The sequence below is a fragment of the Variovorax boronicumulans genome (assembly GCF_029892485.1).
GTDB classification, from domain to species: Bacteria; Pseudomonadota; Gammaproteobacteria; order Burkholderiales; family Burkholderiaceae_C; genus Variovorax; species Variovorax boronicumulans_B.
Genome location: NZ_JARXVG010000002.1, coordinates 527,289 through 547,545 on the forward strand (window position 1 = coordinate 527,289; position 20,257 = coordinate 547,545).

18 protein-coding genes are annotated in these 20,257 nt (G+C 67.0%); 13 read left to right on the forward strand and 5 right to left on the reverse strand.

Annotated features, from left to right (window positions below):
- Positions 1–13 precede the first annotated feature (13 nt).
- The 6 genes from iolE to M2282_RS07630 all read left to right on the forward strand — a co-directional run bounded on the left by iolE (position 14) and on the right by M2282_RS07630 (position 6,907).
- Positions 14–940: a myo-inosose-2 dehydratase gene (iolE, locus tag M2282_RS07605; protein WP_280808165.1), complete on the forward strand. Its 927-nt coding sequence runs from the start codon at positions 14–16 to the stop codon at positions 938–940.
- A gap of 1 nt (position 941) precedes the next feature.
- On the forward strand, positions 942–1,784 hold the full coding sequence (gene iolB, locus M2282_RS07610) for a 5-deoxy-glucuronate isomerase (RefSeq protein WP_280808166.1): 843 nt from the start codon (positions 942–944) through the stop codon (positions 1,782–1,784).
- A 130-nt stretch (positions 1,785–1,914) separates the two neighbouring features.
- The gene (locus tag M2282_RS07615; protein WP_280808167.1) at positions 1,915–3,276 is read left to right on the forward strand and encodes a carbohydrate porin; all 1,362 of its coding nucleotides are present in this window, start codon (positions 1,915–1,917) and stop codon (positions 3,274–3,276) included.
- Positions 3,277–3,386: 110 nt separating this feature from the next.
- Complete coding sequence (locus M2282_RS07620; RefSeq protein WP_280808168.1) at positions 3,387–4,229, forward strand: class I SAM-dependent methyltransferase; 843 nt, start codon at positions 3,387–3,389, stop codon at positions 4,227–4,229.
- Positions 4,230–4,401: 172 nt separating this feature from the next.
- Complete coding sequence (locus tag M2282_RS07625; protein ID WP_280808169.1) at positions 4,402–6,000, forward strand: glucan biosynthesis protein; 1,599 nt, start codon at positions 4,402–4,404, stop codon at positions 5,998–6,000.
- A gap of 151 nt (positions 6,001–6,151) precedes the next feature.
- Positions 6,152–6,907 (forward strand): SDR family NAD(P)-dependent oxidoreductase, encoded by a 756-nt coding sequence (locus tag M2282_RS07630; protein WP_280808170.1) that lies wholly within the window; start codon positions 6,152–6,154, stop codon positions 6,905–6,907.
- 4 nt (positions 6,908–6,911) lie between these two features.
- On the opposite strand, the gene M2282_RS07635 is transcribed toward M2282_RS07630, so the two are convergent.
- Positions 6,912–7,322: an FKBP-type peptidyl-prolyl cis-trans isomerase gene (locus M2282_RS07635; protein ID WP_280808171.1), complete on the reverse strand. Its 411-nt coding sequence runs from the start codon at positions 7,320–7,322 to the stop codon at positions 6,912–6,914.
- A 136-nt stretch (positions 7,323–7,458) separates the two neighbouring features.
- Here M2282_RS07635 and eat point away from each other — a divergent pair, with 136 nt between their 5' ends.
- The 5 genes from eat (at position 7,459) to M2282_RS07660 (ending at position 12,731) form a co-directional block, all read left to right on the forward strand.
- Positions 7,459–8,883 carry an ethanolamine permease gene (gene eat / locus M2282_RS07640; RefSeq protein WP_280808172.1) on the forward strand — a complete coding sequence of 475 codons (1,425 nt, stop codon included), beginning with the start codon at positions 7,459–7,461 and terminating at the stop codon, positions 8,881–8,883.
- A 15-nt stretch (positions 8,884–8,898) separates the two neighbouring features.
- The gene (locus tag M2282_RS07645; RefSeq protein ID WP_280808173.1) at positions 8,899–10,293 is read left to right on the forward strand and encodes an ethanolamine ammonia-lyase subunit EutB; all 1,395 of its coding nucleotides are present in this window, start codon (positions 8,899–8,901) and stop codon (positions 10,291–10,293) included.
- Complete coding sequence (gene eutC / locus M2282_RS07650; protein WP_280808174.1) at positions 10,290–11,075, forward strand: ethanolamine ammonia-lyase subunit EutC; 786 nt, start codon at positions 10,290–10,292, stop codon at positions 11,073–11,075. Before M2282_RS07645 ends, eutC begins: the two co-directional genes overlap by 4 nt.
- Positions 11,076–11,143: 68 nt before the next feature.
- On the forward strand, positions 11,144–11,488 hold the full coding sequence (locus M2282_RS07655) for a helix-turn-helix domain-containing protein (RefSeq protein ID WP_280808175.1): 345 nt from the start codon (positions 11,144–11,146) through the stop codon (positions 11,486–11,488).
- A complete protein-coding gene (locus M2282_RS07660; protein WP_280808176.1) occupies positions 11,478–12,731 on the forward strand; it encodes a type II toxin-antitoxin system HipA family toxin in 1,254 nt (417 codons plus the stop codon). Before M2282_RS07655 ends, M2282_RS07660 begins: the two co-directional genes overlap by 11 nt.
- A gap of 94 nt (positions 12,732–12,825) precedes the next feature.
- On the opposite strand, the gene katG is transcribed toward M2282_RS07660, so the two are convergent.
- Positions 12,826–15,009: a catalase/peroxidase HPI gene (gene katG / locus M2282_RS07665; RefSeq protein WP_280808177.1), complete on the reverse strand. Its 2,184-nt coding sequence runs from the start codon at positions 15,007–15,009 to the stop codon at positions 12,826–12,828.
- Between the two features lie 223 nt (positions 15,010–15,232).
- Between katG and M2282_RS07670 the strand changes: the two genes are divergently transcribed.
- The gene (locus M2282_RS07670; protein ID WP_280808178.1) at positions 15,233–16,495 is read left to right on the forward strand and encodes an HAD family hydrolase; all 1,263 of its coding nucleotides are present in this window, start codon (positions 15,233–15,235) and stop codon (positions 16,493–16,495) included.
- A gap of 62 nt (positions 16,496–16,557) precedes the next feature.
- Positions 16,558–17,136, forward strand: a complete 579-nt coding sequence (locus M2282_RS07675; RefSeq protein ID WP_280808179.1) for a peroxidase-related enzyme — start codon at positions 16,558–16,560, stop codon at positions 17,134–17,136.
- 12 nt (positions 17,137–17,148) lie between these two features.
- Here the strand turns inward: M2282_RS07675 and M2282_RS07680 are convergent, their stop codons facing one another.
- The 3 genes from M2282_RS07680 to M2282_RS07690 are packed head-to-tail and all read right to left on the reverse strand — an operon-like array spanning position 17,149 to position 20,218.
- A complete protein-coding gene (locus M2282_RS07680; protein WP_280808180.1) occupies positions 17,149–18,900 on the reverse strand; it encodes a phosphoethanolamine transferase in 1,752 nt (583 codons plus the stop codon).
- A gap of 57 nt (positions 18,901–18,957) precedes the next feature.
- A complete protein-coding gene (locus M2282_RS07685; RefSeq protein ID WP_280808181.1) occupies positions 18,958–19,527 on the reverse strand; it encodes a phosphatase PAP2 family protein in 570 nt (189 codons plus the stop codon).
- Positions 19,514–20,218, reverse strand: a complete 705-nt coding sequence (locus M2282_RS07690; protein WP_280808182.1) for a phosphatase PAP2 family protein — start codon at positions 20,216–20,218, stop codon at positions 19,514–19,516. The genes M2282_RS07685 and M2282_RS07690 overlap by 14 nt, the downstream gene beginning before the upstream one ends.
- Between the last annotated feature and the right edge of the window lie 39 nt (positions 20,219–20,257).

Below are 20,257 nucleotides of genomic sequence, written 5' to 3' on the forward strand. Positions count from 1 at the left end.
AAACAACCACGCCATGAACACCTGGAACGTCCGCCTCGGCATCAACCCCCTGTCGTGGATGAACGACGACCTGCCCGCGCTCGGCGGCGCCACGCCGCTGTCCACCGCACTGCGTGAGGGCGCCGAGATCGGCTACGCCGGCTTCGAGCTGGGCAACAAGTTCCCTAAAGAGCCCGCGGCGCTGAAGGCGACGCTCGCCGAATACGGGCTGGCCTGCGTGTCGGGCTGGTACTCCGGCCACCTGGCCGAAGACACGGTCGATGCGGAAATCGACCGCTGCGCCGCACACATGGAGAAGCTGCGCTTCAACGGCTGCAAGGTCGTGGTCTACGGCGAGGTCGCAGGCTCCATCCAGGGCAGCATGGACACGCCATCGTCAAAGCGTCCGCGCTTTGCGGGCGAGGCCCAATGGGCCGCCTACGCCACGCGGCTGAACGCGTTCGGCGAGCACCTGAAGGCGAAGTACGGCATCACCCTGGCCTATCACCACCACATGGGCGCGTATGTCGAATCGCCGCAGGATGTCGACAAGCTGATGGCGCTGACCGATCCGGACTGCGTGTCGCTGCTGTTCGACACCGGCCATGCCTACTACGGCGGCGCGGGCGATCCGGTGGCGCTGCTGCGCAAGCACGTGCACCGCGTGGCCCACGTGCATTGCAAGGACGTGCGCGCCGGCGTGATCCATCAGACGCGCAACGAAGGCCTGTCGTTCCTCGATGGCGTGCTCAACGGCACCTTCACCGTGCCGGGCGACGGGGACCTCGATTTCGGGGCTGTGCTCGCGGTGCTGCACGAGGCCGGCTACGAAGGCTGGCTCGTGGTCGAGGCCGAGCAGGACCCGGCCGTCGCGCCCAGCTATGCCTACGCAAAGAAGGGCTACGAAACCCTGCGCGGCATCGTCGACAGGATGGCCGCTGCAGAGGCGAAGGCGCACTGACATGGCACTCAGCCCCCTCCTCGTGAAGGCCGCGGCCGAAGGTCGCACCGTGGTCGATGTGACCCCCGAACGCGCCGGCTGGGCGCATGTCGGCTTCAAGGTGCTGCGCCTGAAAAAGGGCGATACCGAACTCCTGGCTACCGGAGACCGTGAGCTCTGCCTGGTGGTGCTGACCGGCACGGTCGACATCGAGGTGGACGGCCGGCGCCACACGCAGCTCGGCACGCGCGACAGCGTGTTCGACCCCATCTCTCCCGCCGCGGTCTATGTGCCGGGCGGCGCCGCCGTCAGCATCGACGCGATCCGCGATGCCGAGGTGGCGTTGTGCACCGCGCCAGCCGGCAGCCAGGAGCGCGAAGCCTTCGTGATCGATCCGGGTGCGATGAAGCGCTCGGTGCGCGGCAAGGGCAGCAACACGCGCCATGTCTGCGACATCCTGCCGCACGACGACCCGCGCGCCGCGCACCTGCTGGTGGTGGAGGTGCTCACGCCCGCGGGCAACGCTTCCAGCTATCCGCCGCACAAGCACGAGCGCGATGCGCTGCCCGAGGAAACGCTGCTCGAGGAAACCTACTACCACCGGCTGAACCCACCGCAGGGCTTTGCCTTTCAGCGCGTCTACACCGACGACCGCAGCCTCGATGAATCCATGGCCGTGGAGAACCACGACACGGTGATGGTGCCGCGCGGCTACCACCCGGTGGTCGCGCCGCACGGCTACGACCTCTACTACCTCAACGTGATGGCCGGCCCCGGCCGTTACTGGGTGTTCAAGAACGATCCGGCGCACGAGTGGATGCTGCAGCCGGACACACAGGACCGGCTGGCAGCCAAGCGCAGCTAGCGGCCCCTCCTCCCCCTTCTGCATCTGCATCGCCAGACACCGGCCAAACGGCCGGTGGGGGGATGCCTTTGCCTGAAGACATCGCGTGCCTTCCCTTTTCCACAAATCACCAAGACCCGAGGAGACTTTCATGAGAACAAGACCGAACCACCTGCCTGCCGCCGTCCTGATGCTGCTGGCCGGCCTCCATGGCCAGGCCCAAGCCCAGACTCAGGCCGAGCAAACCGAAGAGCCACCCCAGGCCGAAGCCAAGGACCCCACCAAGGAGTTCGTCAAGAAGATCAACGACGCCACCGGCCTGGAGTTCTGGGGCTACGGCCGCGGCGGCTTCTACAGCGCCGGCAAGGGCCGGCTCAAGGGCGGTTACTCGCTCGGCGGCGACCTGCAGAAGTACCGCCTGGGCAACGAGGGCGACAACTACCTGGAGTTCGGCATCGGCAAGCGCTTCGACCTGGGCGACGGCATCAACTGGGGCGTGTTCTACATGCCCACCATCTACAACGGCAAGAGCGGCACGGCGCAGGCCTACTTCTCCCTCACCGGCGTCTTCGGCAACGCCGCAACCCTCTGGGCCGGCCAGCGCTACCGCCGCATCCAGGATGTGCACATCCTGGACAAGTGGGTGGTGGAAGACGGCGACAACTACGGCGCCGGCATCGACGACATTCCGTTGTGGGGCGTGGGGCGCCTCAACGTGGCCCTGCACACCGCCGACTCGGTGGACAACAGGAACGGCAATACGAACAACGCCAAGCGCATCAACCTGCAGTGGCGCGACATCCCGACCAACCCGGGCGGCAAGCTCACGGTGACGGGCGGGCTGGTTTCTGGAGATTTCGCCAAGGGGCGCGACGGCGGAGCGCTGGGGCTCATGCATATCCAGAAAAACCTCCTGCCGGGGCTGAACAACACCTTCATCGTGCAGGCATCGAGCGGCCATGCCTCGCTCAGCGGCAAGTTCTACAACCTGGACAACAGCACCACGACCACCGGCCTCTTGCTGCCGCCGGGCTTCGGGCTGGAGAACACGCTGCTGTTCGCGCCGCTGGTGGAGCGCACGGTCGTCACGCCGCAGTCGGGCGCCCGGCAGCGGCGCATCCTGGATTCGGTGGACTTCCAGTTCGGGCGCTTCGGCGGCCAGGGCCTGATCGGCTACCAGACCACGCGCCCGGACAACGGCCCGGAGACCAAGGACTTCTCGCTGGGCGGGCGCGTCTCGTATGGCATCGCCAAGTACACGAAGCTGCTGGCGGAGCTCTCGACCACGCGCCGCAGCACCGAGGACCAGCCGCGGCAGACGCTGAACAAGGGCACCATCGCGGTGGCGTTCTCGCCGAACACCGACTTCTGGACCCGGCCGGAGTTCCGCATCTACGCCACGCGCGCGAGCTGGAACAAGGCCGCGGGCGATGCCAACGCCACAAGCTTCGGGGCGAATGGCCGCAGGAACGCGACCACGTTCGGCATCCAGATGGAAGCCTGGTGGGAGTGATGCGCCACCGCTGACCCGCGCAGGCCGGCCACGGCCGACATAACGAAAGACTGACTTGCCCCGGTGTGCGGGAGCCGCGAGACTTTGCCCATGATCTCGCTCCTGCATCCATGACGCCTCGCAAGCCCGCCCGCCACCTGTCGGCCGTTCCGTCCACCCTGCGGATTCCCCTGGCCGCACGAGCATCGGGCGACGCCATCTTTCCGCAGGTGGCCGTGCGGGATGCCTATGCCGCGGCCATCCTCGAGAAGATCCGCGACGACGGGCAGGCCCTGCCGGAAGACCGGACGACCATCTACGGCATCCTCGCGCGCACGCGGCGCTTTCGCAGCCTCGCGCAGGATTTCCTGAAACAGCATCCCGGTGCGCGCGTGGTGAACATGGGCTGCGGCCTGAGCCACTACTTCCAGTGGCTGGACGACGACAAGTCGCACATGACCGATGCCGACCTCCCCGAGGTGCTCGACCTGCGCCGCGAGCTGATCCCCGAGACCCACCCGCGCCACGACATCCGCGAACTCGACCTGACCGCGTCCGACTGGTGGGAGCAACTGGGCCTGCCGAAAAAGCGCAGTGCGCAGCCGGTCTTCCTCTTCACCGAGGGCGTGCTCATGTACCTGAAGCCCGAGACCGTGCAGGCGGTGCTCGCAGCTTTCGGCGAGCGGGCACCCGCAGGCTCGGTGCTGGCCTTCGACGCCATGTGCTGGATCGCCACCGGCCGCGCCCGGAACCACCCTTCGGTGCGACCGACGGGCGCCGAATTCCTCTGGGGCCTGCGCCGGCCCGCGGATCTGACGCAGCCGCATCCACGCCTGCGCCTGGACAGCACCTGCCGCGTGCTGGAAGGCCTGGGCATCGCCTACACGCTCTTCGGCCCGATGTTCAGGATGTTCTTCGGCGTACCCCTGTATGCGGTGTATGCGCTGCGTGCCACCGACGCGGCCGATACATAAACGCACAATTTTCCGAATCGGCGGTTTTGTCCGGCCTGCATTGCGCGGAATGGCTGACGCGCGGGGCCCGGCGAACTGCGGCAAGCTTGCGGTTGTTCCCCATCGCGCAAAATCAATCCGCGCTTCGCCAGTTCTCCCCCTCCCCCAAAGATTCGAAACCCTCAAGAAACACATGCTTGATCGCCGATCCTTCCTTGCCGCAGGTGGTGCCGCCGCCGCACTCGCCGCCCTTGGACTGCCCGAAGAGGCGCTGGCCGCCAACGGCCTGCAACTGAGCCAGCCGGCGCCCTTTTCGTTCGATCGCCTCGTCGCGCAGGCCAAGCGGCTGGCCGCACAGCCCTACGTCGCTGCCGCGCCGCTTGCCCCCGACGTGCTCGAGAAGATCGACTACGACGCCCACGGCAAGATCAAGTTCGACCCCGCCAACGCCCTCTTCCGCGAAGGCCCCGGCGCGTTTCCCGTCACCTTCTTCCACCTTGGCCGCTTCTTCCAGACGCCGGTGCGCATGCACGTGCTGGAGAACGCCGATGGCGATGCCTTCGCCCGCGAAGTGCTCTACAGCCCCGACTACTTCTCGATGCCCCCCGACAGCCCCGCCCGCGCGCTGCCGCCCGGAGCCGGCTTCGCGGGCTTTCGCCTGCAGGAGAGCCGCCTGGGCGACCAGGGCAAGCTCGACTGGCAGAAGAATGACTGGGTTGCCTTCCTCGGCGCCTCGTACTTCCGCGCAATCGGCGAGCTGTACCAGTACGGCCTCTCGGCCCGCGGCCTCGCGCTCGACGTGGCGGTGCCAGACAAGCCCGAGGAATTCCCCACCTTCACCCGCTTCTATTTCGAGACGCCGGCCGAGAACAACACCACCTCGATGACCGTCTACGCGCTGCTCGAAGGGCCGAGCGTGACGGGCGTCTTCAAGTTCGTCATGCAGCGCGGCAAGGCCGTGATCATGGACATCGATTCGCGGCTGTTCCTGCGCCGCGACGTAGCGCGCCTGGGCCTGGTGCCGCTCACCTCGATGTACTGGTACTCCGAGACCATCAAGCCCACCGCCATCGACTGGCGGCCCGAGGTGCACGACTCCGACGGCCTCGCGATCTGGAACGGCGCGGGCGAGCGCATCTGGCGCCCCCTCAACAACCCGACGCAGACGCGTGCTTCCGCCTTCGCCGACACGAAGCCGCGCGGCTTCGGCCTGCTGCAGCGCGACCGGTCGTTCGACCACTACCAGGACGGCGTCGGCTACGAAAAGCGCCCGAGCCTCTGGATCGAGCCACTGGGCGACTGGGGCGAAGGCTCGGTGCAGCTCATCGAGATTCCGACCGACGACGAGATCCACGACAACGTCGTCGCCTTCTGGGTGCCGAAGGCCGACGCCAAGGCCGGCGCGAGCTACAGCCTGCAGTACCGGCTGCACTGGACCGATCAGGAGCCCTTTCCCTCGCCGCTCGCGCGCTGCGTGGCCACGCGCATCGGCCGTGGCGGCCAGCCGGGCCAGCCGCGGCCGCAGGGCGTGCGCAAGTTCATGGTCGAGTTCATCGGCCAGCCGCTCACCACCGTGCCCTTCGGCGTCAAGCCCGAACTGGTGCTCACGGCACCGCGCGGCAAGTTCTCGTACGTGTTCGCCGAAGCGGTGCCCAACGGCGTGCCCGGCCACTGGCGTGCGCAGTTCGACTTCACGCCCGAGGGCAACGAGCCGATCGACATGCGGCTTTATCTGAAGAACGGCGACCAGACCTTGACCGAGACCTGGCTGTACCAGTACCAGCCGGGTTGAGTCTGCAACGGGCATCGGGCTGGTCCAGCGCCGGATTGTTGGTGATTCGGAAACTGACAAGTCCCGCCCGGCCTCTTGGTCTGCGAGGGGCCGCCACCCAAACTTCCTTCCCTCGTCAACGCTGTATCACAGCAACCCAAAGGAAGAAGTCATGTCCCAACTCAAGCTCAACGACAGGATCGCCCTGGTCACCGGCGGCACCAGCGGCATCGGCCTGGCCACCGCGCAACGCTTCGTGGCCGAAGGCGCCCACGTGTTCATCACGGGCCGCCGCCAGGCGGAACTCGATGCGGCCGTGAAGACCATCGGCCGCAACGTGACCGGGGTGCTCGGCGACGTGTCCAAGCTCGCAGACCTCGACAGGCTCTATGCGGCCATCGAGGAACAGAAGGGCCGGCTCGACGTGCTGTTCGCCAACGCCGGCGGCGGCAGCCTGGTGCCGCTGGGCCAGATCACCGAAGAGCACTTCGACAAGACCTTCGGCACCAACGTGCGCGGGCTGCTGTTCACCGTGCAGAAGGCGCTGCCGCTGATGCCCAGGGGCGCGTCGATCGTTCTCAACGCCTCGATCACCAGCATCAAGGGCACGCCGGCCTTCAGCGTCTACAGCGCGACCAAGGCGGCGGTGCGCAGCTTCGCGCGCAGCTGGGCGGTGGACCTGAAGGATGCCGGCATCCGCATCAACGCGGTAAGCCCCGGCGTCGTGCCGACCCCGGCGTACGAGTTGCTCGGCCTCACGCCGGAACAGGTCGAGGGCTTCATCGAGCAACAGGCACAGAACATTCCGCTGGGCCGGGTCGGCACGCCCGACGAAATCGCCAAGGCGGTGGTGTTTCTGGCCTCCGACGACAGCAGCTTCGTGAATGGGACGGAGCTGTTCGTCGACGGAGGCTCGGCGCAGATCTAGCCGATCAGCGCTTGGTGACCGACACCAGCTCCACTTCGAAATTCAGCGTCGCGTTCGGCGGAATCACGCCGCCCGCGCCGCGCGCGCCGTAGGCGATCGACGGCGGGCAGGTCAGCTTGGCCTTGCCGCCCGGCTTCATCTTCTGCACGCCTTCGGTCCAGCAGGGGATCACGCCGTTGAGCGGGAACTCGGTGGGTTCGCCGCGCTTGTAGGAGCTGTCGAACTCCTTGCCGGTGTCGGGGAAGGTGCCGCGGTAGTGGACCTTGACCGTGTCGGTGGCGGCGGGCGATGCGCCGGTGCCTTCCTTGAGCGACTGGTAGATCAGGCCGCTGGGCGTGGTCACCGGTACGGACTGCGCAAAGGCTGCGGGAATGGCGAAGACGGACACGAGAGCGGCACAGAAAAGAGACTTCACGAAACACCTCGGGGATTGAAAGACCTCGATTATGGCCAGCGCGTGCACACCGCCATGTAGCGCGATGTAGGTAGTGGAACGACCCTTGCTTTGCTGGATGTGCACTGTCAACATCCACGAAGAGAGGAAGCTCCCCATGCACTCCACCGAAGCCTCGCCGGCTGCAGCAACGACCCAGGCCGGCACGGGTCACCTCAAGAAGGTCCTGGGCCCCATACAACTCTGGGGCATCGCGGTGGGCCTCGTCATCTCGGGTGAGTACTTTGGTTGGAGCTACGGCTGGAACACCGCCGGCACGCTCGGCTTCCTGGTCGCCACGGTGCTGGTGGCCACGATGTACACCACCTTCATCTTCAGCTTCACCGAGCTCTCCACCGCCATCCCGCACGCGGGCGGGCCCTTCGCCTATGCGCGCCGCGCCTTCGGGCCGACCGGCGGCTTCGTCGCGGGCTTCGCGACGCTGATCGAATTCGTCTTCGCGCCGCCGGCCATCGCGCTGGCCATCGGCGCGTACCTCAACGTGCAGTTCCCGGGCATCAACCCGAAGTGGTTCGCACTGGGGGCCTATGTGATCTTCATTGCGCTCAACTGGATCGGCGTCGGCATCGCCGCGGCCTTCGAGTTGTTCGTGACGGTCCTGGCCATCGTCGAACTGCTGGTGTTCATGGGCGTGGTCACGCCCGGCTGGACCATGGCCAACTTCGTCGCCAACGGCTGGGCTGGCGGCAACGTGCTCAACGGCGCAGCGATCTCGGGCATCTTCGCGTCGATTCCGTTCGCGATCTGGTTCTTCCTGGCCATCGAAGGCGCGGCCATGGCGGCGGAGGAAGCGCGCGATCCGCACCGCACCATTCCCATCGCCTACACCACCGGCATCGTCACGCTGGTGGTGCTGGCCTTCGGCGTGATGATCTTTGCGGGCGGCGTGGGCGACTGGCGCAAGCTCGCCAACATCAACGACCCGCTGCCGCAGGCGATGAAGGCAGTGGTGGGCGACAACAGCGGCTGGCTGCACATGCTGGTGTGGATCGGGCTCTTCGGGCTGATCGCGTCGTTCCACGGAATCATCATGGGCTACTCGCGCCAGATCTTCGCGCTGGCCCGCGCCGGCTACCTGCCGCGCTACTTCGCCGGCCTGAGCCCCCGCTTCGACACGCCGCACCGCGCACTGCTGGCCGGCGGCGTCATCGGCGTGATCGCGATCTTCAGCGACGAGTGGGTGCAGTTCGGCGGCCAGACGCTCACCGCCAACATCGTGACCATGGCGGTGCTCGGCGCGATCGTGATGTACCTGATCTCGATGGCCGCACTCTTCAAGCTGCGCAGAAGCGAACCGAACCTGCTGCGCACCTACCGCGCGCCCTTCTACCCCGTGTTCCCCGCGATTGCGTTGGGCCTGGGCGTGGTGTGCCTCGGTGCGATGGTGTGGTTCAACTTCATGCTGACGGTACTGTTCCTGGTGCTGATGGCCGCGGCCTACGGCTACTTCCTTGCGACCTCGGCGCAGCGCAAGGCGGCCGCGCCCGACGAGATGCTGTCTTCCTCGGCCACCAACGCCTGAGCCCACGCCTGAACGATGCGCTACCGCACCACCATCGCAGAACAGGTCTTCACCTTCGACGACCTGAAGCAGGTCATGGCCTTTGCCAGCCCCGCGCGCTCGGGCGACTACCTCGCCGGAGTCGGTGCCGCCACCGCGCAGCAGCGCATGGCCGCGCGCCATGTGCTGGCAGAGACGCCGCTCAAGCAGTTTTTGACCGAAGCGCTCATTCCCTACGAGAGCGACAACATCACGCGGCTCATCATCGACAGCCACGATTCACAGGCTTTTGCAACGGTGTCGCACCTCACGGTCGGCGACTTCCGCAACTGGCTGCTGTCGGATGAAGCCACGACCGCCACGCTCACAGCGCTCGCACCCGGCCTCACGCCCGAGATGGTCGCGGCCGTGTCCAAGCTCATGCGCAACCAGGACCTGGTGTCGGTCGCGAAGAAGTGCAGTGTGGTCACGCGCTTTCGCAACACCGTCGGCCTGCCGGGCCATCTTTCGGTGCGCCTGCAGCCCAATCACCCCACCGACGATCTGCGCGGCGTGGCCGCCTCCACGCTCGACGGATTGCTCTACGGCGCGGGCGATGCGGTGATCGGCCTGAACCCGGCCTCCGACAGCATGCCGGTGCTGGGCCAGTTGCTGCACATGCTCGACGAGGTGATCCAGCGCTTCGAGATTCCCACGCAAAGCTGCGTGCTCACGCACGTGACCAACACGCTCAAGCTCGCGGAAGCGGGTGCACCGGTGGACCTGGTGTTCCAGTCGATCGCGGGCACCGAGAAGGCGAATCTCTCATTCGGTGTCACGCCTGAACTGCTCGACGAAGCCTATGCCGCCGCGCTCTCCCTGAAGCGCGGCACCGTCGGCGACAACGTCATGTACTTCGAGACCGGCCAGGGCAGCGCGCTCTCGGCCAATGCCAACTTCGGCGTCGACCAGCAGACCTGCGAGGTGCGCGCCTATGCACTGGCGCGGCGCTACAAGCCCTTCCTCATCAACACGGTGGTCGGCTTCATCGGGCCGGAGTACCTGTACGACGGCAAGCAGATCATCCGCGCCGGCCTCGAAGATCACTTCAGCGGCAAGCTGCTGGGCCTGCCGATCGGCTGCGACATCTGCTACACGAACCATGCGGAAGCCGACCAGGACGACATGGACACCCTGCTCGTGCTGTTGGGCACCGCGGGCATCAACTTCATCATGGGCATTCCGGGTGCGGACGACGTGATGCTCAACTACCAGAGCACCTCGTTCCACGACGCGCTGTTCCTGCGCCAGACGCTGGGCCTGAAGCGCGCGCCCGAGTTCGAGGCGTGGCTGCAGCGCATGCAGATCACCGATGCCGCGGGGCAGCTTGCGCCGCCCTCTTCCAACCGCCTGCTGGCCGACATGAGCGGTCTCAATGCACTCTCACGATGAGCGACGCCGTCACACCCAACCCCTGGGCGCAATGGCGCTCCGCCACACCCGCGCGCCTCGCGCTCGGCCGCGCCGGCGCCGGCATGCCCACGGACGAGACGCTGCGCTTCGGCTGGGCGCATGCGATGGCGCGCGATGCGATCCATGCGGCGCTCGATGTAGCTGCGCTCGAAGCCACGCTGACCTCGCAGCACTGGGAAGTCGCGCGCGCACGCAGCCGCGCGGCGGACCGCACCACCTACCTGCGCCGCCCGGACCTCGGCCGCCAGCTCGACGACGAAGACGACGGTCACCTGCGCGCCATCGGGCGTTACGGATGCGACGTCTGCGTCGTCATCGGCGATGGTCTTTCTTCGCTCGCGGTCGCGCGCCATGCAGCGCCGCTGCTCGCCGCACTGCGCTCGCAACTGCCGGCCGACACGCGCTTCTCGCCCGTGGTCATCGCCACGCAGGCGCGCGTGGCCCTGGCCGACGAAGTGGGCGAGCTGTTCGGCGCCATGCTGTCGGTCATGCTGATCGGCGAGCGGCCGGGCCTGAGTTCGCCCGACAGCCTGGGCATCTACCTGACCCATTCGCCCAAGCGCGGGCTGAACGATGCGGCGCGCAACTGCATCTCCAACGTGCGCCCCGAAGGCCTGGCCTGTGAAGCGGCCGCGTTCAAGCTGGCTTGGCTGATGCGCGAATCCCTGAAGCGCGGGCTGACCGGCGTGGCACTGAAGGACGAGAGCGATCTTGCGGTGCTGCAGCAGCATGACGCGCGAAGACCGGGGCTGCCTGGATAAGACACCCTTCCCGGATCGGCAAATACGCAATAAAATGGCTATTAAGCCGTTTAATACTCATTTTATTGATGCCAAAAAACAGCCACAGCCTTTCGGCACTGCCCTCGCAAACCGCCCTGCCTCTTGAAAGGCTGGGCCTGCGCCTGCGCGCGCACCGGGTCCAGCGTGAATGGACGGTCGCCGAAATGTCCGAGCGGCTGCTGTGTTCCCCCAACACGCTGCGCGCACTCGAATCGGGCAAGCCCGGCACCAGCATCGGCCTGCTGGCCCATACGCTGTGGCTCTTCGGCGAGATCGATTCGCTCGACGGCGTGGCACCGGCACCCGCCGGGCTGGCCGGGAAGCGCCGCGTGCGCAGGTCGGCCGCGCAAGCCGCCGCGGGCGTGATCGCGGAGGGCGAACGTGACTTCTGAAGACGCCGATCTCGAGCGCCGCATCTACGTCGGCCTCGCGCGCCACACCGGAGAACGGGTGCAACCGGCCGGCCTGATGAAGGTCGCGCGCCGCGGCGTGGTGGAGTCCGGCGAATTCGCCTACGGCCGGCGCTATCTCGAAGACCCGGCGGCCGTGCCGCTCAACCCCGAACACCTGCCGTTGCGCGATGCCGCCTTCGTGCTGCCCGAGCGCCGCATCCGCGAGGGCGGCGCCATGCCGCTCACGCTGCGCGATGCGCTGCCCGACAGCTGGGGCCGCAAGGTGCTCGAAATACGCCAGGGCAGGCCCCTGTCCGATATCGACGCGCTGCTGCTGACCAACGAGGATCGCATCGGCGCGATGGTGTTCGCCGAATCGCTGCCCATCGAGAGCGAAGAGCCGCCCTCGGTGCTCCTGTCGCTGGAGGAGCTCGCCGAAGCGTCGCGGCGCGTCGAAGCCGGCATGGAGATCGGCCCCGACATGCATCGGCTGCTGCGCGGCGGGAGCCTGGGCGGTGCGCGGCCCAAGGCGGCCTTCGTGCATGAAGGGCGGCGCTTCATCGCCAAGTTCGCATCGCGCGGCGACGACCACGACGTGGAAGTGATCGAGGCGGCCACGCTCTGGCTGGCCGATGCATGCGGCATCGAAGTGCCGTCCTTCCTGCTGCAGCCCCTGGCGTCGGGACACGCCCTGCTGGTCGAGCGCTTCGACCGCGTGGGCCCGGTGAGCGACGAACGGCGCTTTCATTACCTCTCGGCATCGGCGCTGCTCGATGTGCCCTACGAATCCAGCCGTGGCAGCTATGTCGAGCTGGCGCAGCTGCTGCGGCGCATCTCGCGGCAGCCGCAGCAGGACCTGGCCGAGCTGTTCCGCCGCATGGTGTTCAACCTGGCGGTGGGCAACAGCGACGATCACGTCAAGAACCATGGCGCGCTGCGGGGCGAGGACGGAAGCTGGCGCCTGGCCCCGGCCTTCGACCTCGTCATGCAGCTGGGCGGGCACACGGGTTATCAGGAGCTCGCCATCCTTCCGGGACGGCACGCCTCCAGCCTTGCGCTGGCGCGCGAGGCGGCGCCGCACTTCGGCCTGGCGGCCGCGGCGGCCGAAGAAGTCATCCTTGCGACCGGCGAGAAAGTCGCCGTTCATGCGGCGGCCAGCGTGGCGTCCGCCGGCGGCAATCAGGCGCTCGTGCGGCGCGTGGCCGCCTTCATCGAGCAGCAGGCCGGGCGCATCGAGGCCTGATGGAACGACCAATTTGCGGCACTCGCGAATTCATCGGGATCGTTGCGCGCCGCCCCTTGGCGTGCATGGAACCTTCAGGCCGCTCTAGTGTGCTTCAGGCCAGGTCGAAGCGATCCAGATTCATCACTTTGGTCCAGGCCTTGACGAAGTCGCGGACGAACTTCGCCTCGGCATCGGCGCTCCCATAGACCTCGGCCAGGGCCCGCAGTTGGGCTTGCGAACCGAAGACCAGATCGGCGCGCGTGCCGGTCCACTTGCGTTGGCCGGTCTTGCGGTCGCGCCCTTCGAACACCTCCTGGTCTTCCGACCCCGCCTTCCATTGCACGCCCATGTCGAGCAGGTTCACGAAGAAATCGTTGCTCAGCACCTCCGGCCGCTGGGTCCACACGCCGTCCTGCGACCGGCCGGCGTTGATGTCCAGCACGCGCAGGCCGCCCACCAGCACCGTCATCTCCGGCGCGCTCAGCGTCAGCAGCTGTGCCTTGTCGATCAGCAAGGCCTCGGTCGGGACGCTGTACTTGCCCTTCAGGTAGTTCCGGAAGCCATCCGCGATCGGTTCGAGCACGGCGAAGGATTCCACGTCGGTCTGCGCCTGCGAGGCGTCCATGCGGCCCGGCGTGAAGGGGACGGTCACGGTGTGACCCGCCTTCGCCGCCGCCTGCTCCACGCCCGCCGAGCCGGCCAGCACGATCAGGTCGGCGAGCGAGATCTTCTTGCCGCCGGACTGCGCGCCGTTGAACTCGCCCTGGATGCCTTCCAGCGTCTCCAGCACCTTGGCCAGCTGCTCGGGCTGGTTGACGGCCCAGTCCTTCTGCGGCGCAAGACGGATGCGCGCACCGTTCGCACCGCCGCGCTTGTCGGAGCCGCGGAAGGTGGACGCCGACGCCCAGGCGGTAGCCACCAGTTGCGACACCGACAGGCCCGAAGCGGCGATCCGCGCCTTGAGCGCTGCGACGTCCTGCGCATCGACCAGCGGGTGATCGACTTCGGGAATCGGGTCCTGCCAGAGCAGTTCTTCCGCCGGAACCTCGGGGCCGAGGTAGCGGGTGCGCGGTCCCATGTCGCGGTGCGTGAGCTTGAACCAGGCGCGGGCGAATGCGTCGGCGAACTGGTCCGGGTTCTGGTGGAAGCGCCTGGAGATCTTCTCGTAGGCCGGGTCGAACCGCAGCGAGAGGTCGGTGGTCAGCATGGTCGGCGAACGGCGCTTGGCGGGGTCGTGGGCATCCGGAATGGTGCCGGCGCCCGCGCCGTCCTTGGCGATCCACTGGTGCGCACCGGCCGGGCTCTTGGTGAGCTCCCATTCGAAGCCGAACAGGTTGTCGAAGAAAAAGTTGCTCCATTGCGTGGGCGTCTGGGTCCAGGTGACTTCCAGGCCGCTGGTGATCGCATCGCCGCCCATGCCGGTGGCGAAGCTGCTGGTCCAGCCCAGGCCTTGGGCCTCGATGCCTGCGCCTTCCGGCTCCACGCCCACATGCTTGGCATCGCCGGCACCGTGCGTCTTGCCGAAGGTGTGGCCGCCGGCGATCAGCGCCACCGTCTCTTCGTCGTCCATCGCCATGCGGGCGAAGGTCTCGCGGATATCGCGGGCTGCGGCGAGCGGGTCCGGATTGCCGTTGGGGCCTTCGGGGTTGACGTAGATCAGGCCCATCTGGACTGCGGCGAGCGGGTTTTCCAGGACGCGGTCGCCGCTGTAGCGCTTGTCTTCGAGCCAGGTCTTCTCGGCGCCCCAGTTGATGTGTTCTTCGGGTTCCCACACGTCATTGCGCCCGCCGGCAAAGCCGAAGGTCTTGAAGCCCATCGACTCCAGGGCGACGTTGCCCGTGAGGATCATGAGGTCGGCCCAGGAGATCTTCTGGCCGTACTTCTGCTTGATCGGCCACAGCAGCCGCCGCGCCTTGTCCAGGTTGCCGTTGTCCGGCCAGCTGTTGAGCGGCGCAAAGCGCTGCTGCCCCGCCCCGGCGCCGCCGCGGCCGTCGGCGGTGCGGTAGGTGCCGGCGCTGTGCCAAGCCATGCGGATGAACAGCGGCCCGTAGTGGCCGAAGTCGGCCGGCCACCAGTCCTGCGAGTCGGTCATCAGCGCCAGCAGGTCCTTCTTCACGGCCGCCAGATCCAGGCTCCTGAAGGCCTCGGCGTAGTTGAATTCCGTGCCCATGGGATCGGATTGGGTCGAATGCTGGTGCATGGCATTCAGCTTCAATTGATTGGGCCACCAGTCCCGGTTCGTCGTGGCGCTGGCGACGGCGGTGTGATTGAAGGGGCACTTTGCTTCGGTGGACATGGGGTGTCTGCTTTCCGTGGTGGATCGGGTTGGATGAGGGGCAAGAATATTCAGCGCAAGCGAAATGAGGAAATTGAATGCCCTCAAATTACAGATAGCCAAAGTCTATTCCCTTTGTCCGCGCACGGCCTGGCACGGCTGATGCGTAGGTCGATGCGGAAGTGTCACGGGCGTTGCATACGCTCGGCGCTTCTCATCCACAACGCACAACAACAGGGAACGCATGCAACGCCGCCTCGTCCTTCTCACCCCGCTCGCCACCGCGCTCGTCGCCACCGGCTGCGCCAGCCTCTCGCCCGCCCAGGGCCTCACGCCAGCGCACTGGGACGCCTTCAACCGCGCACAGATCGAAGGCCTGATCGCCAGCCTAGGCAAGAGCAGCCCAGGCTACAACGCCGCCAAGCCGCCTTATGTGGTGTTCGACTGGGACAACACCAGCGTGTTTCTGGACATCGAGGAAGCCTCGCTGATCTACCAGCTCGAGAACCTCGTCTTCGGCGCCACGCCCGCGCAGCTCGAAGTGGCGCTGCGCAAGAACATCCCGAAGAAGGACTTCCTGCCCGCGTACAACAACGCGGCGGGCAAGCCGGTCAACATCGACCTCCTGGTGCCCGACATCGTGGCCAGCTACACCTGGCTCTACCAGAACTACAAGGGCATGAAGGGCGCGCAGTCGCTGGCCGTGGTGGCGATGAGCCCGCACTACGGCGCGTTCATCACCAAGGTGCGCTACCTCTACGAGGCCATCGGCGACACCTTCGACCACGACACCGCCTACCCCTGGGTCACGTACCTTTTCGCCGGCATGACCGAGGCACAGGTGCGCAAGCTCACGGCCGACACGGTGGCCTGGCAGTTGAAGGAGCCGGTCGCCAAGGTCAAGTGGACCTCGCCCGCCGCGCTGCCGGGCCAGGCGGGCGTGGTCTCGGTGAGCTGGAAGAACGGCCTGCGCCTGCAGCCCGAGATGCAGGAGCTGTACGCCGCCTTCCGCAACGCGGGCTTCGATGTGTGGGTGTGCTCGGCCTCGTTCGTCGACGTGATCAAGGAGATCTCTTCGAACCCCGCCTTCGGCTACAACAACCCGCCCGAGCGCGTGCTCGCGATGGAGCTGGAGCGCGACGCCAACGGCGTGATCCAGCCCGAGTTCCGCCGCGGCTACGACCAGACCCAGGGCCCGGGCAAGACGAAGAACATCCAGCGCTTCCTGGTCAGCAAGTACGGCTACGGCCCGAGCTTCGTCGCCGGCGACAGCGAAGGCGACCAGAACATGATGGCCGACTTCGCCGACACGAAGAAGGTGCTGATCGTGAACCGCCTGCGCGACCCGAAGACCGACATCGGCAAGTTTTCGGCGATGGCGGTGCAGAACTACGGCAAGCCCGACACGCGCTACCTGCTGCAGGGCCGCGACGACAACACCGGCCAGTGGGTGGCCTCGCAACTGCACACGCCGCTGGGCGCCACGCAGGGCAAGGCGCTCAAGTAGGCGCAGGAAGCAGGCGGCGGGCGCCTGCCTATGATCCTGGCATCGAACACCAGGAGACAACCATGGCCGCCCGCTACCCCCTCGCCGAACTCAAGGACCTGCCCGAAGACATCCGCACCGCGATCCTCGCGGTCCAGGAGAAGGCCGGCTTCGTGCCCAACGTGTTCCTCGGCCTTGCGCGCCGCCCGGCCGAGTGGCGCGCCTTCTTCGCGTACCACGACGCGCTGATGCTCAAGGAGGAAGGCTCGCTCACCAAGGGCGACCGCGAGATGATCGTCACCACCACCAGCGCGGCCAACCAGTGCCTCTACTGCGTGGTGGCGCACGGCGCGCTCTTGCGCATCTACGAGAAAAAACCGCTGGTGGCCGACCAGGTGGCGGTGAACTACCGCAAGGCCGACATCGCGCCGCGCCAGCGCGCGATGCTCGACTTTGCAATGAAGGTCTGCGACCGCTCGCACGAGATCGACGACAGCGACTTCCCGCCGCTGCACGCCCACGGCTTCGACGACGAGGACATCTGGGACATCGCGGCCATCACCGCCTTCTTCGGGCTCAGCAACCGCCTCGCGAGCTTCAGCGGCATGCAGCCGAACAACGAGTTCTTCCTGATGGGGCGTCTGCCGCGCGAGAAGAAGTAAGGCGCCCGGCGCTCAGCCCTTCGCGCGGCACGAAGCCAGCACGTCCAGCGCGGGCTTGTAGGTGGGCGTGTTCACGTCCATCAGTCCCAGCACCGTGTGATAGAGGTTGTCGTGCGTGAGCGGCGCATCGAGCCCCGCCTCCATGCATGAACGCGAGAGCTTGCGCCGCTCGCTCATGCCTTCGCTGAACCAGGTGACCATCGGCACATGCTTCTGCGCCTCGGGCGCAAAGCTGTATGGCACGCCGTGCAGGAACAGGCCGTACTCGCCGAGCGATTCGCCATGGTCGCTCACGTACAGCATCGCCGGGTCGTACTGCTTCGACTGCGCCTTGAGCCAATCGATGGTGTCGGCCAGGAAGCGGTCGGTCTGGACGATGGAGTTGTCGTAGACGTTCATCAGCTCGTTGTGGCCGCACTCGGCCAGCGCATTGGTCTTGCACTCGGGCGTGAAGCGCTTCACCTCGGGCGCGGAGCGCTTGTAGTAGGCCGGGCCGTGGCTCCCCATCTGGTGCATAACCAGCACCACGCCCTTGGCGCGGCGCTCGGCCGGCAGCGCGGCGATGCGTGCGTCCAGGTTCTTGAGCATCACCTCATCCAGGCACTCGTCGCCGTCGCACAGCGCCTTCTTCGTGGCGGCATCGAGGCCGTCGAAGGCCGATGCGTTGGGAATGCGCGTGCACACGCCCTTGCAGCCGGCCTGGTTGTCGAGCCAGAACACGGCCAGGCCCGCGGCCTGCAGCACGTCGACCAGACTTTCGTAGTCGTCCTTGCGCGATTCATAGCCTTGCTTGCCCAATGGCGAGAACATGCACGGCACCGAGGCCAGCGTGTTGGTGCCGCACGAATGCACGTCGCGGTAGCTCAGCACGCCGCGCTTGGCCAGTTCGGGCGTGGTGTCGCGTGCATAGCCGTTGAGCGCAAAGTGGTCGGCGCGCGCCGTCTCGCCCACCACGACCACGAACATCGGCGGGCGCACCTGCGCGGCGTAGCTCGCACCGAGCGAGGTGCCGGCCGTGATCGGAATCAGCTTGCCGCTGCGCTTGAACAGCGGCCTGATGAACACCGACCCGGTCGAGTAGAGGCTCGCGATCGGGTTCATCATGTAGCGCAGGTGGATGTTGTTGCGCATCAGCGGCGCGAGCTGGCGGTTCATGGCCACGCCCGTTCCCACTGCCACGACCACGGCCAGCAGCAGCAGGGCCGCATTGCGCCAGAGCTTCGAGAGAAAACCCATCGGCGCGATGCGCACACGCCAGAGCAGCAACGCCGCGGGCAAGGCGACGATTGCCACGTTGAAGGCCATGCGCCAGCTGAGCAGGTCGCGCGCTTCGTTGGGGTCGGTCTGCAGCGCGTTGGCGATCATGGTGGGGTCCATGACGACGCGGTACTCGAGCATGTAGTGCTGCACCACCGCGGCAAGCACCACCACTGCGAACCACAGCGGCTTGAGCCAGCGCGACCAGGCAGTGAGCGAGAGCATCGCCACCGAACCGCACAGCGTGAGCAGGCTCATCGCCACGATGGTCGGCAGGTAGGTGCTGGGCGCGCCGCCGATGCGGGCCAGTTCGTTCCACAGCGGCCAGTTGGTGGTCAGCACCAGGTAAAGGCCGACCCAGAGCACGACCTGTGCAGCGGAGTGCGGACGCGTCAACCAATGGTCGAACCGCGTCCACAGCGGGCCGGGCGGAGGAAACTGCGGCGCCGATGCCTCGGAAAAAGGCGCCCTTTGCAGGGGCGCGGGCTCGATGCGCGAAAAAGACATGCAGCAACTGTAAAGACGCTGCCTGAAAGGAGCCTGAACTGGACGTTCAGGCCGGGTTCAGGCTCGCCGTGCGCGCGCCCGCCGGCGGCGGGCCGGCATTCTCGCCAGGGCGAAGCTCAGCGGACGGCTCACGCCGCGCTCGACCGCGATCGACACCAGCGCCCCCAGGAGCACCCCCGCGGCCACGTCCGAGGGAAAGTGCAGTCCCAGGTAAAGCCGGCTCCAGCCCACCACCGTCGCCAGCGCAAGTGCCGCCAGCATGGGCACGCGGTGCGGCAGGCACCACAGCGAGAAGGCGGCGGCAAAGGTGGCGGCCGTGTGCAGGCTCGGGAAGCCCGGCCGCATGCCCTGCGGCGCCCACTGGATGCCCAGGCCGAAGGCTGCGGGCCTGGGGAACGGCAGGGCCAGGCGGAAGGTGTGCACGACGATCCATGTCAACAGCACGCTCACCAGTGCGGTGAAAAGCGCATAGCGCCAGCGCTTGTCGAAGCCGGCGCCCGCAATGATCGTCAGGGCCAGCAGGGCCGGCAGCACCTCGGAGGCGAAGCGCGCGAACTGGACGAGCCACAGCGGCGCGAACACGTCCGCGTTGAGCCATCCGAACAGGGCGAAATCAAGTGCTTGCATGAAGAGGTGCTGCCGCCTCGGGCCGGTTTTGGTTCGGGCGCGTGACCGCCACGTCGATGACGAAGCCGACGGTCCAGCAGACCCAGGCGGTCCAGAGCGTGTGGCTCATGTAATGGGCGCCGCGCAACTGCTGCGACAAGCCGAGCGCCAGGCCCGCGACCGCCGCCGTGCCCAGCCAGACGAGTGCCGCCCGGCCGGAAACCCGGCGCAGCACGAAATAGCCGCCGAGGTAGGCGAACGCGGCCGAGGCGTGCCCGGCCGGGAAGCACCCGCCCGCCCCGCCATCCTCCACCCCCCACGACCAGTGCGACACGTAGCGCGCAACGCCGCCGAACTCCTTCAGGTCCCAGGGGCAGCTGGTGTCGCTGAAATGCTTGATGAAGCTGACGGCCAGCACCGACCCCAGCACGGTCAGCGCCAGCTGCACCCGCTCCCGCGTGGCCAGCTTGCGCAGGATGCCCACCGGCCAGCGAATGGCCGCGAACAGGCCGATCACCAGCAGCCAGCTCAGGTTCCGGGCGCCTGCGTGCATCACGTGGACCAGAAAGGGGTTCTCGCGCCACGGAAAACCCATGGGCGTGCCGGCCATGCGCGCCAGCCAGAGGTCGCCACCAGAGGCGTCCCAGGTCATCAACAAAGCCAATGCGAGCAAGGTGAGTGCTGCGAGACGGAGGTTCGCGGTGCGGGTCATGAACAAGAAACCAGGCCTTCAGGAAAACTGGCGCGAGCC

What these genes read in the sequence shown, in the direction of transcription:
- iolE (WP_280808165.1), top strand. Translation starts at nt 14, where the DNA reads ATGAACACCTGGAACGTCCGCCTCGGCATCAACCCCCTGTCGTGGATG.
- iolB (WP_280808166.1), top strand. Translation starts at nt 942, where the DNA reads ATGGCACTCAGCCCCCTCCTCGTGAAGGCCGCGGCCGAAGGTCGCACC.
- M2282_RS07615 (WP_280808167.1), top strand. Translation starts at nt 1,915, where the DNA reads ATGAGAACAAGACCGAACCACCTGCCTGCCGCCGTCCTGATGCTGCTG.
- M2282_RS07620 (WP_280808168.1), top strand. Translation starts at nt 3,387, where the DNA reads ATGACGCCTCGCAAGCCCGCCCGCCACCTGTCGGCCGTTCCGTCCACC.
- M2282_RS07625 (WP_280808169.1), top strand. Translation starts at nt 4,402, where the DNA reads ATGCTTGATCGCCGATCCTTCCTTGCCGCAGGTGGTGCCGCCGCCGCA.
- M2282_RS07630 (WP_280808170.1), top strand. Translation starts at nt 6,152, where the DNA reads ATGTCCCAACTCAAGCTCAACGACAGGATCGCCCTGGTCACCGGCGGC.
- eat (WP_280808172.1), top strand. Translation starts at nt 7,459, where the DNA reads ATGCACTCCACCGAAGCCTCGCCGGCTGCAGCAACGACCCAGGCCGGC.
- M2282_RS07645 (WP_280808173.1), top strand. Translation starts at nt 8,899, where the DNA reads ATGCGCTACCGCACCACCATCGCAGAACAGGTCTTCACCTTCGACGAC.
- eutC (WP_280808174.1), top strand. Translation starts at nt 10,290, where the DNA reads ATGAGCGACGCCGTCACACCCAACCCCTGGGCGCAATGGCGCTCCGCC.
- M2282_RS07655 (WP_280808175.1), top strand. Translation starts at nt 11,144, where the DNA reads ATGCCAAAAAACAGCCACAGCCTTTCGGCACTGCCCTCGCAAACCGCC.
- katG (WP_280808177.1), bottom strand. Translation starts at nt 15,009, where the DNA reads ATGTCCACCGAAGCAAAGTGCCCCTTCAATCACACCGCCGTCGCCAGC.
- M2282_RS07670 (WP_280808178.1), top strand. Translation starts at nt 15,233, where the DNA reads ATGCAACGCCGCCTCGTCCTTCTCACCCCGCTCGCCACCGCGCTCGTC.
- M2282_RS07675 (WP_280808179.1), top strand. Translation starts at nt 16,558, where the DNA reads ATGGCCGCCCGCTACCCCCTCGCCGAACTCAAGGACCTGCCCGAAGAC.
- M2282_RS07680 (WP_280808180.1), bottom strand. Translation starts at nt 18,900, where the DNA reads ATGTCTTTTTCGCGCATCGAGCCCGCGCCCCTGCAAAGGGCGCCTTTT.
- M2282_RS07685 (WP_280808181.1), bottom strand. Translation starts at nt 19,527, where the DNA reads ATGCAAGCACTTGATTTCGCCCTGTTCGGATGGCTCAACGCGGACGTG.
- M2282_RS07690 (WP_280808182.1), bottom strand. Translation starts at nt 20,218, where the DNA reads ATGACCCGCACCGCGAACCTCCGTCTCGCAGCACTCACCTTGCTCGCA.